Annotated in this window: 8 protein-coding genes; 2 read left to right on the top strand and 6 right to left on the bottom strand. The window is 44.5% G+C overall.

Annotated features, from left to right (window positions below; all coding sequences use genetic code 11):
* The first annotated feature begins 346 nt into the window (after window positions 1-346).
* Window positions 347-1,288 carry a DMT family transporter gene (locus tag H4O21_RS19590; RefSeq protein WP_182810588.1) on the top strand — a complete coding sequence of 314 codons (942 nt, stop codon included), beginning with the start codon at window positions 347-349 and terminating at the stop codon, window positions 1,286-1,288.
* A 60-nt stretch (window positions 1,289-1,348) separates the two neighbouring features.
* Here the strand turns inward: H4O21_RS19590 and H4O21_RS19585 are convergent, their stop codons facing one another.
* From H4O21_RS19585 to H4O21_RS19565, 5 genes are all read right to left on the bottom strand, one after another.
* Window positions 1,349-1,795, bottom strand: coding sequence for a response regulator (locus H4O21_RS19585; protein ID WP_182810587.1), 447 nt, complete (start codon window positions 1,793-1,795; stop codon window positions 1,349-1,351).
* 39 nt (window positions 1,796-1,834) lie between these two features.
* The gene (locus H4O21_RS19580; protein ID WP_182810586.1) at window positions 1,835-4,273 is read right to left on the bottom strand and encodes an EAL domain-containing protein; all 2,439 of its coding nucleotides are present in this window, start codon (window positions 4,271-4,273) and stop codon (window positions 1,835-1,837) included.
* Window positions 4,266-7,571, bottom strand: a complete 3,306-nt coding sequence (locus H4O21_RS19575; protein WP_182810585.1) for a response regulator — start codon at window positions 7,569-7,571, stop codon at window positions 4,266-4,268. Before H4O21_RS19575 ends, H4O21_RS19580 begins: the two co-directional genes overlap by 8 nt.
* A 2-nt stretch (window positions 7,572-7,573) precedes the next feature.
* Complete coding sequence (locus H4O21_RS19570) at window positions 7,574-9,298, bottom strand: hypothetical protein (RefSeq protein WP_220495756.1); 1,725 nt, start codon at window positions 9,296-9,298, stop codon at window positions 7,574-7,576.
* Between the two features lie 343 nt (window positions 9,299-9,641).
* On the bottom strand, window positions 9,642-9,971 hold the full coding sequence (locus tag H4O21_RS19565; RefSeq protein ID WP_370463940.1) for an ArsR/SmtB family transcription factor: 330 nt from the start codon (window positions 9,969-9,971) through the stop codon (window positions 9,642-9,644).
* 411 nt (window positions 9,972-10,382) lie between these two features.
* On the opposite strand from H4O21_RS19565, the gene H4O21_RS19560 reads away from it, so the two are divergent.
* A complete protein-coding gene (locus H4O21_RS19560; protein WP_182810583.1) occupies window positions 10,383-12,281 on the top strand; it encodes a propionyl-CoA synthetase in 1,899 nt (632 codons plus the stop codon).
* A gap of 112 nt (window positions 12,282-12,393) precedes the next feature.
* On the opposite strand, the gene H4O21_RS19555 is transcribed toward H4O21_RS19560, so the two are convergent.
* The gene (locus H4O21_RS19555; protein WP_182810582.1) at window positions 12,394-12,570 is read right to left on the bottom strand and encodes a hypothetical protein; all 177 of its coding nucleotides are present in this window, start codon (window positions 12,568-12,570) and stop codon (window positions 12,394-12,396) included.
* Window positions 12,571-12,932: the final 362 nt, after the last annotated feature.

Here is a 12,932-nt window from a genome sequence, read left to right as displayed (position 1 = left end):
GGTGATAGTGTATCAGAGGTGTGATACAGACTGTATTTGCTCTATAGGTCAGCTGTATTTAGCGTATTAAACAATCGTTTGAACTATTTGCTGTAAAAAAATAGTTGTACAAATCAGACTGATTACAATAGGGTTGAAAGTCTGATTTTTTCGGAGAATATTATGTTTTCAATAAAAGTTGCTAGAGTGATGGCAAAAATGCACTGGTATGCACTGGCATGCTGGAATGCTTTTGTCCGTCTGCGACTTTATTGATTTATTCTCTCTCAAAAGGTCGCTCGTAACAGCGGCCTTTTTTATTAAGAGCTGGTCGCTGCATTTCTGGAATATTAAAAAGGAAAGCGCTATGTCAGTTTCTCTGGCCTACGGATTAGCTATTGCTATCTGGTCCACGACTCCTCTGGCCATTGTTTTCAGTAATGATTCAATTTCTCCTTTGATGTCTGCTTTTCTACGCATGACACTGGCTGCAATGCTGGGTTCTGTTCTGCTCAGACTTTTAGCGCTGGAGCTACGCTGGCACTGGCGTGCATTAAAAGCGTATCTGGCATCGGTGGTCGGGATTTTTGGCGCAATGGCTGCAACCTATCAGGCCGCGCAATGGATCCCTTCTGGTCTTATTTCTGTTCTCTTTGGCCTGACGACTATTGTTACAGGGTTGCTTGGGCATTTCTTGCTGGAGAATAGCCGACTTACTCTGAAGCAGTGGGGGGCTGTTTTTATGGGGGTAGCCGGACTAGCTATTGTCTTTACTGATCAGATCCTGGTATCCGGATTTGGTATTAAAGGGATTCTTTTTTCTTTGCTGGCTGTCTTTCTGTTCAGTATTAGTAATGTGCTGATGAAAATATATGGCGGACACCTGCACCCGTTGCAGCAGACTGTCGGAGCCTTATGGGTTTCTTTACCTTTTTATGTGCTGGCCTGTCTTGTTACTGGTACCGGGCTGGTTATCAGCGAGATCACGTTGACCAGTGTGGCTGGTGTGACTTATCTGGCTGTTTTTGGATCTTTAGTCGGGTTTGTGGCTTATTTCTATCTTATCAGTCATCTGCCTCCGGCATATGTTTCGTTAATCACACTGATTACCCCGGTTCTTGCACTTATGCTGGGAAATCAGCTGAATAATGAGCCGGTAACAATAAAAATGCTGTCAGGCGCTGCAGTTATTTTGCTCAGTATGCTCTTTTTTATGGGAGATCACTTCCGTGTTGCAGTTGAACGACGTAAAAGTAAGGAATCAACCGCAGTGACGGATGTCCATGCTCTGTCTGATAAAGCACAATAGCCTGTTTGCCTGTCTGAGAAGAGCTTTACAGGAGTGTTTCTGCTGTAAAGCTCTTGCCCCTCAGTCCGCTTGCTGATATTCAGCAATTTGCTGTTTTAATTCATTGTTTTCTTGTATCAGCTTGTTCTGAATAGAGATAATTTTTATGGCATTATCAATTTTGGATTTCAGAATCTTCTGATTGATAGGTTTAAACAGATAATCAAAACCACCTGCTTCAAAGCCCTGAAAAAAATGATCCTCTGTTGCTGCCGCCGACAAAAAGATAATAGGAAGCCATTTGTCAGTTTCCTGTTGCAGGATCGCTTTAGTCGCTTCGAAACCATTCATAACAGGCATCATTACATCCATCAGGATGAGGTCAGGTTTCTCCTGTTTGAATAGTTTGACGGCTTCTTCTCCATTTACAGCTGTAATAACGTCATGTCCCTGGCGACTTAACGACATTTTAAGAAGCTTAAGGTTTGCCTCTGTGTCGTCTACGGCAAGAATTCTGATTTTTTCCATTGTCAGCCCGGTTTAAAATGTTAAGTTTCTTGTATTATATTAGTTGCGACAAAAATTGTCTGCTAGCCAGTTATCCAGAGCTTCTGCTGGTAATGGTTTGCTCAGTAAGTAGCCTTGAGCCTGGTCGCAGCCATTATCGATCAGGAAATCCATCTGTTCCTGATTTTCAACCCCTTCCGCAATAACGCTCATATTCAGAGCATGTCCCATGGTAATAATCGCTTGAACCAGGGTCTTGTTTTTGGAATTTTCAGACAGGTTTCTGATAAATGACTGATCTATTTTCAGCTCGTCTAATGGGAAAACCTGCAGATAGCTGAGGGATGAATATCCTGTACCGAAGTCATCAATAGCAACAGACAAGCCTGATTGTCTCTGATGATGCAGTTGGGCGATCACATTGTCGTCTTTGCCCATCAGCAGATGTTCGGTTATTTCCAGTTTTATCTGATCACGTCGCAGCCCGTAACGATTCAGTCTGTCTTCAAGGCCGCTGAAAAACTGTTCTGGCTTGTCTAGCTGACAGCTGGAGATATTAAGCGCAATTTTTTCAACAGGAGAACTCTTCTGCTGCCATTGTTGAAGCTGTTTACAGGCAATATCCAGTATTTGCTCCCCGATCTCATTGATCAGGCCTGTTTCTTCGGCAAAAGGTATAAATTCAATGGGGGGAATGAGGCCTTTGGTTCGATGCTGCCAGCGAATCAGGGCCTCGACACTATGAATATCATTGCTGGTCAAATCCAGTTTAGGCTGGTAAAAAAGGATAAACTCTTTATGTTCTATTGCGTACCTGAGTTCTTCTTCGAGACGAATTCTGTGCAGCGCATGGCTGTTCATCTCTTCGGTGTAGAATCGATACGTATTTCTGCCGGCTTCCTTTGCCCGATACATTGCCATGTCAGCGTGCTTCAGCAGGGTTTCCATATCTGTCGCATCGCCTGGACAGAAGGTGATGCCAATACTGCCGCTGATATAGCTAAGCTCCTGGCCGTTAAGGACAAAGGGCTTTCTCAACTCAGAGACGATACGTTCAGCAATTTTTTCCAGTTGTTGTACTGTATACTTCTGATCAATCAGAGCGGTGAATTCATCGCCACCCAGTCGTGCAACCAGGTTTTCCGGGCCTGCAATTTTTTGCAGTCGTCTGGCGGCTTCCAGTAATAATAGGTCGCCATAGGAATGTCCCAGGGTGTCATTGACTTCTTTAAAGCGATCAAGGTCAATAAACATAAGGGCAAAAGGACGGCCTTCCTGTTTCTGGCGTACAATGGCTTCTTTTAGCTTGGCTGAAAACAGAGTACGGTTAGGTAAATCGGTCAGAGCATCGTAATTAGCCTGATACCAGATATCCTCTTCATATTTTTTTCTTTGAGTAATATCACTGAACAGTCCGATATAGCGTAGTACATCGTTGGTTTCACTGTTTCTTACTGTGTTGATAGAAAGCCATTCCGGATAGAGTTCTCCGCTTTTTCTTCTGTTCCATATTTCGCCTTGCCATGAGCCCTCAGTTTGCAACTGCTTCCACATCTGGTCATAAAACTCTTTTGCATGACGGCCTGAGGATAACAGGGCTGGAGATTCACCTATCACTTCTTCTTCAGCAAAGCCGGTAATTTTGCAGAATGCGGGATTCACAGAGCGGATAACATTTTTATCATCCGTAATGACGATGGCTTCAGAAGTGTTATTAAACACTGAACTGGCCAGCTTCATAGCTTCTTCATGAGCAATTCGATCACTGATATCCCTGACCGTCAGAGAGTACAGTTCCTGAGATGAGTGCATGATGCGACTACAGGATACCTCGATTGGGAAGAGCTCTCCCTCAGGGTTTTTCCGATTAAAGCGAATCGCTTTTGTTCTGGATATATTATTGCTGCCAGGCAGAATTGCCAATAACTCCTGAAAGGAGGGCAGATAGCGGTGTAGCAGTAAATCGGTATCATCTTCAGGCAGATCGAAAATCTGTCTGGCCGATGGATTGATATCAATCACTTTACCCAGTGGGGAAACGGTTATGATACCGTCTGCGGTAGAGTTCAGAATGGCACTTTTTCTGGCTTCACTGATCTGCAGAGCTGATGTGGTTTCTTTAACCTGTAGCAGATAGCTCAGACGGTTCTTAAGTACAGCCCAATGAATTGGTTTCGTGATGTAGTCACTGCTACCAGAGTGAAATGATTGATCAATAAAACTCTCATCATTCATGGCTGTGACCATAATGACGGGTATATGGTGACCTTCAGGTAATTGTTTAATTTGCTGGCAGACTTCGACTCCTGATATGTCGGGTAAATCACCGTCAAGGAGCACGGCATCCGGCAGATACTCCTTAAAGATGCTGACAGCCTGAACACCTGAATCCGCCTTGAAAACCGCATAGCCCTGGTTTACCAGGAACTGTTCAAGCATCATCAGAAACAGAGGGTCATCGTCGACGATCAGAACTCTGTTAGTATCTCTATTATTCATTGCAGGATGCCTCAATATTCAAATCCTGTAAGGCTTCTTCCAGTGCTTTAATCGCAGGACCCAGTTGCTCGGTTGTAGCTTTTAACTCGCTATAATCTTCTGATCTGGCGTGTTGTTCTATTTGTTCAGCCAGATCGCCAGCCTGGCAGGCTCCGAGACTTCTGGCGCTGCCTTTCAGTCGATGCGCCGATTTTTTCATTTTATCGTAATCTTTTATTTTAAATGCACTTATTATATTGCTTTCCAGTTCAGGTAAACCAGATAAAAAAGTGTTTAATACGGGCTGCAGGCTCTGACCACCAAGATCTTCAGATAGTTTTTGCAGTACATTTTTATCAAGAACAATCGATTCGTTCTGTTCCCGGTCTTCACCTGGCGGCAAGGCAGCAGGTTCGGTTCTGCCGTTTTTCTCTGATCTGTATACGGATTTTTCCTGAGTTCTGTTGGGTAGCCATTTAGCCAGCATTTCAAGCAAAGCTCTTCGGGTCAGGGGCTTGGCGAGGTGATCATCCATGCCTCTTCTGATACATAGCTCTTTATCACCATTCATAGCGTGTGCCGTCAGCGCTATGATAGGAGTGTGGTGTTTGCTGTTCTGTTCTGATGCTCTAATATGTGCAGTGGCTTCATAGCCATCCATCACTGGCATCTGAATATCCATCAGGATCAGGTCATACTCTTTTTTCTGGTATAGCGTTAAAGCTTCGCTGCCGTTTTCGGCTAAATCTGCTGTGATACCGGTCTGACTCAACATCCCCAGTGACACTTGTTGATTAACTGGTGTGTCCTCAACGAGTAGTATTCTGCAGCCCTGCTTTTCTGTGAGGTTGAATATAGGGTTATCATTTGTGCCGGATTGAGCTGGCAATATCTGATTTTTTTGACCTGACAATACTGATATCAGGGCGTTGTACAGCTCCGATTGTCTGAACGGTTTGCGCAGATAAAAATCAACACCACTTTGTTGCCATTCCTGTTCCGATCCGATTTCCATTGAGCTGAGCATGACAATGTGCAGGTTCTGCATTAAGGGATGCTGCCTGATTTTCCGGGCCAGCTCCAGGCCGGTCATGTCTGGCATCATCTGATCCAGCAGAATCAGATCATAGGTATTCCCTGATTCTGCTTGCTGAGTCAGTTGCGTAAATGCCGAGTGAGCATTATCTGATGAATCGTTCTGAATACCCCAGGATTCCATGATGTGATGGAGAAGCTCTCGGTTTGTGCTGTTATCATCAATAATCAAGGCTGATGTCTGACTGAGTAATGTCTGATGCTCTGCTGTCAGGCTGATACTCCTGCGGCCTTTATCAAGGGGGAGGTCGAACCAGATGCTGGTACCGTAGCCTTCCTGGCTGTGCATAGAAATATGTCCGCCCATTAACTCTGTCAGCTGGCGCGATATAGCAAGCCCCAGACCTGTGCCACCATATTTTCGGGTTGATGAATTATCCAGCTGTACAAATTTCTGGAACAGTCTCTGCTGGGCTTCTTCAGAAATGCCTATGCCGGTATCTTCAACTTTAAATCTCAGCAGGAATTGCTTATCTCTTTCATCCAGTATTTCAATGCTGACGACAACTTGTCCTTGCTCTGTGAACTTAATAGCATTGTTAACCAGATTCATCAGAACCTGATTGATACGGTCAGGGTCTCCAATTAGCATGTATTGCATATTTGGAAGAGTGGCAGGTATCACTTCCAGCCCTTTCTTACCTGCTGTATCGGCAAATAACATGACACAATTTTCTATGAGCTCGTTTGGATTAAACTCGCTATGATTAATGGTCAGTTTCCCTGCTTCAATTTTTGACAGATCCAGAATATCGTTAAGGAGATTCAGTAATGTTTCTCCGGAACGTTTGACTGTTTCCAGATGACGTTGTTGCAAGGAGTTAAGAGGGGTATTAAGCAGAAGCTCTGTCATACCCAGAACGCCATTCAGCGGGGTTCTGATCTCATGACTCATTGTAGCCAGAAACTGTGCTTTGGCTATAGCTGCTGCGTTGGCCTGGTCCAGAGCAATTTCCAGCTCAATGGTCCGATCTGTTACCTTCTGCTCCAGGGAGGCATTAATCTCTGCCAGTTCCTGTCGGGATAAATCCAGGTGCTCAAGCATTGCTTTAATTGAGCGCCCCAAAGATGAGATCTCATCTTTACCTTCAATAGGAATCGTAGTCTGGTTATTGCCTGCAGTGATCTCATCGGCCGCCTTTTTTAATCTCAACAGGGGGCGGGTCAGATGATAGGCTGCTGCAGTGGTAACCAGTCCTATGATCAGTACTCCAATAGCCATCAGCAGCATTATATTACGGAAAAGATCCTGTGATTGCTGGTGTATGTGAGTCAGATTAGCCTTAGCTCCAATAAGAAGCCCTTCAGTAAAACCTTCGGAGCGAAGAGGAATATGTCTGATGACCAGTCCGCTATCATCTGTCAGGGTTTCAATGGATTTCTTTTCGAAATAACTGTTCTGGCGATAGCTGATATCATCCAGTAGAGGAAAGTCTTTAGCTATCGTGTACTGAGGGTTCAGTTCTGCGCCCCAATTCCGGTAAGGGTCAGAATGGGCAATATACTGCCCTGCTTCATTGGCAACAAAGTAGGATATATCATCTTTTGATGCTTTCAGGTTCGAGGCCATAAGATCAAAGTTGACCTGGATTACCAGGATCGCATAAGGCTGCCCTTGATTGTCCCTGATTAATCGACTGGCAAAAATGGCGGACTGGGGAGGGAAGGCAACCCGTTGATCTTTTTTCAGTAGTACAGGGTTGCTGATATCGATCTGGTTGATCAGGGATATTTTTGCGCGTTCATAAGCTTCGTTCAGAGATTCAGCGGTTGAAGCAGATGTTGGAAGTGTTAATACAACGTTGTCCTGTCTCTCCATATTCAATAGCAGGCTATTATCTGATAATGCTCTGAGCTGAACAATCTGATAGGTACTGCGTTGTTGCATAACCGTACCTGTCATTGATGACAGGCGCTGTTGCCACATCGCCAGTGTCATATTTTCCTGTTCATCATAACCGTTACCCTGGCGAGCCCTGACTATACCCGATACTGAGGCATTGTTACTCAGCAACCTAATGTCGTCTTTCAGGGTTCTGACCTGCTCCATAAACAGAGACTCTTCACGTTGCAGGTCATCACTTAATCTGGCCAGAGCTTGCGTTTCCAGTAGTTTTGCAGAACTGTCATAGGTCAGAAAGGCAATAGCCATCATACCGATAAGACTAATCAGCAGGGAATAAATACCAAAGCGCATTGGAGTGGAATAAAGGAATTCGCGCATTTTCAGTGCCCTGGATTCAGAAGGTTTTTCAGATAGATTTCAATGAGCTGTAGCCGGTCATTCAACTTCTGTAAGGCTTTCTCTTCATCCGACTTCTCTGCTGATATGGTGGAAGGTTTTCTGTGGACGGAAAAAATACCAATATGAGGTTTAATGGCAATCAATTCATCATGAATTTGTGACATATTGGCGTAAATAGCTGCATAGCTGGATTTTCCGGGATCAGAATAGCCCGGAGCAACCTGTGCAAAACTTCCCGCTTTTTCCCTGACTTGATCTGTCAGGTTCAATAACTGAATACTCTTCTTATGTATCCCCGGCTTGCTGAGAATGAGATGCGCATTTTCTTCTTTTTTTTCAGGGAACTCTGGTAACTCAAAGCTCAGATGCTGATGGATGTTTTTCAGTGTTGCAATGATGTCATCGGCTTCAGCAATGATCGGATTGGCTCCGACTGTATCTGCTCCGGATAGTGCATTCAGTTGTTCATGAATAGCGCGCATCAGAATAAAAATATCTTCTGGCTTCTTACCAAAAAACGTATCCTGATGCTTTGTTGTGTAGTTAAAGCCTGTGCTGGCAAAGAAAATCTCTATTTCCTGCTTTAATCGGCTGGTTATTTCGTAAATATCTGTCGGTGTAATGGTTCTGAGGGGGAGTGAAGGAGTGTTGCCCGGAATATATCCTGACATCGCTCTCAGCTCATTTGTCCGGCGAACATTATGCAGGGCTGCCTGATAAGCGTGTCTGGGTGTGATGTCCTGATATATCTCTTCATGCTCAGCCCGAACAGTGATGCCTCTGGCTTTGTTCAGTTCAGTCAGCATATGTAATACTTCACTGGCAACCCGGAAACTATCATCCGGTGTCTTGTCCAGTTGATTATTATCGTATTGTCTTATGGCTCTTTCGCTATTAAACGATGGTATCAGGTTGCTGGCGTATACCAGTAACTGGATAACATCATCTGGTGTTTTATTTGTTTTTAGTGCTGGATAGGGTATCTCTCTGTTAACACCTAATCGATATTTCATGCGCTGTAACTCTGCCAGAATCACCTGCAAAGCATCGTATACATCCGTAGGGCTGATCACTCTGTGGGGTATCTCAGGCGGTTTTTCCGGAAGAGGCATCCATAGGTTGATTTGCGCCTGAAAGACTTTTTGTTGTAGATCAATAGCTGCTTTCAGAGCATGGTTAGGGTGTTTGCCAGATGTTTTTGCTGGCTTTTTGCGTATTTCTGCAAGATTCTGGCTCAAACGCAGAAAACGGATCTGCTCAACAATGTACTCTGCCAGTTGGTACACCTCATTAGGAGTGTATCCTCTTACACCTAACAGAGGGTCGATTCTGAGGGAAGCCCATTGCAGACTTGAATAAACATCGCCTGGAACTATGTTTTTATGAATAACTGGAGTAGTTCTGTTTTTGCGCTGATCCTCAGGTATCAGCAGATGAAGTTCATTTCGCACATGTTTGACCAGCCCATAAACTTCATCCGGGGTAATTAAGCGCACCGGATAGTGTGGGGTGGCAACAGGGCCAAGGCCTTTAATGACTCTCAGGCGATTGATTTTTCCCAGTACCTCCAAAGCCTTCTGATAAACATGGCGAGGCTGCTTCTGAGTGCTGACAGGCTGAGTAACTGCTTTTTCGTCTTTGCTATAGAGCTGATAGAGCTGAGTCAGATCATTGTGTAGCAGAGATACCAGTGCATAGTTATCCATCGGAGTTCTGGCTGGAGCGATAAACCGTGCCGAGCTGTATGGGCTGAGTAGTAAAGTAATTGAAATCAGGAAAAAAGTCAGAAGCTGCTTATTGAAGAAGCAAGAGGGGCGCATTCCCAGTCCTTTGTGGCAAAGCTGAATATATAAGGTTTCATTAATTTTGAGTACTATCAACCGGAAAGTCAATACTAATAAAATCTGACGCCAGTGGATGTTATCTGGTTATGTTTATAATTTAATGTAGTTTTTTCTGATTGATCGAGGCAGAAGACACTATTGCTGACAGGCAGCATACTTAAAGCATGCTTCCCGCGTCCCTGCGGTCAACACTCAAGCAGGGATGTCAGGAGGGACAATACATCTGATGTAGTGTTCGGATAACGGTGCCCGCTCTGTCACCATTCAGTGAATAATAAATTGTCTGTGATTCTCTTCTGGTTTTTACCAGGTTGTCTCTTCTTAAGACCGCCAGGTGCTGTGATAATGCGGATTGACTCAGATCCAGAGATTCATTCAGTTCACTGACCGATAACTCTTTTCCATCCAGATAGCATAGGATCATAAGACGATTTTCATTAGCCAGAGCTTTTAATAACGCGGTTGCCTCCTTAGCATTATCGCGCATTGAAGCCAGACCCGTTTTTTCCTGGGCTGCATCCTCGAAAGTTGCCATTTTTTTACTCGCTAGAACTAATTTAGTTTTTATAAATGTTAGTACAGTTATTACGGAAATCAATAGATAATCAATCTTATTCCCGCAAAGTGCCTGATTATAAAGGGAGTTTGCTTTCTAGGAAAGCCGAGTATTCACTTTATTAATATTGTCAACATTTTTGGCTTTGGTCTTTAGTCTGTGTTTGTCTAATATACAGGGTTGTCGACATTCTATGTAGGGGATTTAAAAAGAGAATTATTAAGAGGGACATCTCGTTAGGCTCTATATTGCGGGATTGTTCACCTTTGGTCTTAGTTTCAATAGCGTATTAATCTATTAAAGTTGTCGACGATTTTAAGGGGTATGTGTCGACAATCACTGCCTCAACAGTTAAACACTCTATAACAACTACAAAAGAGGTCTCCTGCTATGACCTATCAGGCCGAATACGAAAAATCAATTAACCAACCTGAAGTTTTCTGGGCTGAAAAAGCTGCAGATATTCCTTGGTATAAAAGACCAACCCGGATTCTGGGTAAGGATGAACAGGGAACTGATCGTTGGTTTGTTGATGGTGAATTGAATACTTGTTACGCTGCGCTGGATTATCATGTTGAAAATGGGCGTGGTGATCAGATCGCTATTTATTATGATTCGCCGGTTACCGGGATTAAAGCCCGGCTGAGCTATTCCGAATTGCGTGATCAGGTTGCCACTTTTGCTGGAGCCCTGGCTGCTAAAGGCATCGAAAAGGGCGACCGGGTTATTATCTATATGCCGATGGTCAGCGAAGCTGTTGTTGCTATGCTGGCCTGCGCGCGCCTGGGTGCTGTTCATTCCGTTGTGTTTGGTGGTTTTGCCCCTCATGAACTGGCAGTAAGAATCGATGATGCTCAGCCAAAAGCTATTGTATCAGCTTCCTGTGGTATTGAGGTTCAGAAAGTTATTCCATATAAGCAGATGCTGGATAAGGCTATTGAACTGGCTGGGCATAAGCCTGACTTTTGCGTTCTGTTACAGCGTGAGCAGGAAACCGCTTCTTTGATCGAAGGCCGGGACTATGACTGGCAGTCGCTGGTTGCGGATGCCAGTCCTGCACCTTGTACCCCCGTGCTGGCAACCGATCCTTTATATATTCTGTATACTTCAGGCACAACGGGTAAACCTAAAGGTGTTGTGCGTGATAACGGTGGCCATGCTGTTGCTCTGAAGTACAGTATGAAAGCGATTTACGATATGAATCCGGGCGAAGTCTTTATGGCGGCCTCTGATGTGGGCTGGGTTGTTGGCCACTCTTATATCGTTTATGCGCCTTTACTGGCAGGCTGCTCTACAATTGTTTATGAAGGTAAGCCTGTTAAGACGCCGGATTGTGGCGCTTTCTGGAGACTGATTGAAGAATATAAGATTAAAGCCTTCTTCACTGCACCTACTGCTTTCCGTGCAGTGAAAAAAGAAGATCCGGAAGGTGAAGCGCTGAAGAAATATGATATTTCTTCTCTGAAAAATCTTTTCCTGGCCGGTGAAAGACTGGATCCCCCGACATTCCACTGGCTGAAAGAGCTGGTCGGGGTGCCGGTTGTTGATCATTGGTGGCAGACAGAAACAGGCTGGGCGATTGCATCTAATCAGATGGGTATTGAGCCAAGAGAAGCCAAGGCTGGCTCTGCAACAGTACCTACCGCTGGCTTTAATGTGCAGATTCTTGACAGCAAGAGTCACCAAATGCCTGCTGGTGAACAGGGGAGTGTCTGTATTAAATTGCCGATGCCGCCTGGATGTCTGACCACGGTATATGGTGATCATGGTCGTTTCAGAAATTCTTATATGTCAACTTTTGATGGCTACTATCTGACAGGTGATGGTGGTTATATTGATAAGGACGGTTATGTCTTTATCATGGGGCGTACTGATGATGTGATCAATGTGGCAGGGCATCGCCTCTCAACCGGTGAGATGGAAGAAATTATAGCCTCTCATTCGGGTGTTGCTGAGTGTGCAGTGATTGGTATCAATGATGAGCTTAAAGGGCAGTTGCCTGTTGGTCTGGTTATCACTAAAGATGGTTACGAGGGTACTGATGAGGCACTTGAAGCAGAATTAGCGGCTCTGGTGCGTTCAGAGATTGGTGCTGTGGCCTGTTATAAGCAGACTATCGTGGTGGATCGGTTACCTAAAACGCGTTCTGGTAAGATTCTGCGTAATATTCTGCGTTCAATTGCTGACGGTAAAGAGTATCAGGTGCCATCTACTATTGATGATCCGGCCAGTTTACCAGAGATTGAAGCGATTATGGCTGAAAATAACATTGGTGTTGCTACGGCATAAGTCTTTTATATTTAGCTGAATAATAACTGAAACTACCTTTAGTTCAGGTATGTGGCAGCCACTCTGGTGGCTGCTGTTGCATCTGATTCTGCTTTTTACCGCTTGCTCTGATTTACTCCGCTTCTTTTTGTTCTTCCTGAGTCACCGGGGCAATGACAAATAGCTCCAGGGGGTGTGACCGGTCTGTATCAAAGGTTTTTAAGCGAACCAGGCTGTCCGATGTCAGGGTATGTCCTTCGGCAAGTAACAGGATATCATTTGCATTCAGTAAATTTCTGGTCAGTCTCATGCCTGGTTTGACTTCTGAAACACGCAGTTTCTGCTCATCATTCGAGAGTTGTTCGTTTCCGGAAATTTTATCAGCGATTAAAGGTAGTTTGTCTTATCTGTTGTGTTCTGAGCTGAACCTTTTCTTCCAGGTTGCCGTTAAGTGCTTCAAGCTCCTTGTTTGTCTGAGATAGCTGGTGACTGAGTTTCTCATTTTCCCGTTTGAGCTGTAATCCTTGCAGTGACTGCTCAAGTGTCAGTAACAGGTCATCGTTATTCCAGGGTTTCTGTATGTAGTCAGCCCTGAAAAGCCCTTAATAGACTGTTTTTAAAACAAATTAGCTATTCAGGCATGGATCATTTCGACCAGGAGCGGTAAGCTGT

This window comes from Oceanospirillum sediminis (assembly GCF_014164585.1).
GTDB classification, from domain to species: domain Bacteria; phylum Pseudomonadota; class Gammaproteobacteria; order Pseudomonadales; family Halomonadaceae; genus Oceanospirillum; species Oceanospirillum sediminis.
This window is presented reverse-complemented; position numbering and strand designations above follow the sequence as displayed.

What these genes read in the sequence shown, in the direction of transcription:
- H4O21_RS19590 (WP_182810588.1), top strand. Translation starts at nt 347, where the DNA reads ATGTCAGTTTCTCTGGCCTACGGATTAGCTATTGCTATCTGGTCCACG.
- H4O21_RS19585 (WP_182810587.1), bottom strand. Translation starts at nt 1,795, where the DNA reads ATGGAAAAAATCAGAATTCTTGCCGTAGACGACACAGAGGCAAACCTT.
- H4O21_RS19580 (WP_182810586.1), bottom strand. Translation starts at nt 4,273, where the DNA reads ATGAATAATAGAGATACTAACAGAGTTCTGATCGTCGACGATGACCCT.
- H4O21_RS19575 (WP_182810585.1), bottom strand. Translation starts at nt 7,571, where the DNA reads ATGCGCGAATTCCTTTATTCCACTCCAATGCGCTTTGGTATTTATTCC.
- H4O21_RS19570 (WP_220495756.1), bottom strand. Translation starts at nt 9,298, where the DNA reads ATGGATAACTATGCACTGGTATCTCTGCTACACAATGATCTGACTCAG.
- H4O21_RS19565 (WP_370463940.1), bottom strand. Translation starts at nt 9,971, where the DNA reads ATGGCAACTTTCGAGGATGCAGCCCAGGAAAAAACGGGTCTGGCTTCA.
- H4O21_RS19560 (WP_182810583.1), top strand. Translation starts at nt 10,383, where the DNA reads ATGACCTATCAGGCCGAATACGAAAAATCAATTAACCAACCTGAAGTT.
- H4O21_RS19555 (WP_182810582.1), bottom strand. Translation starts at nt 12,570, where the DNA reads ATGAGACTGACCAGAAATTTACTGAATGCAAATGATATCCTGTTACTT.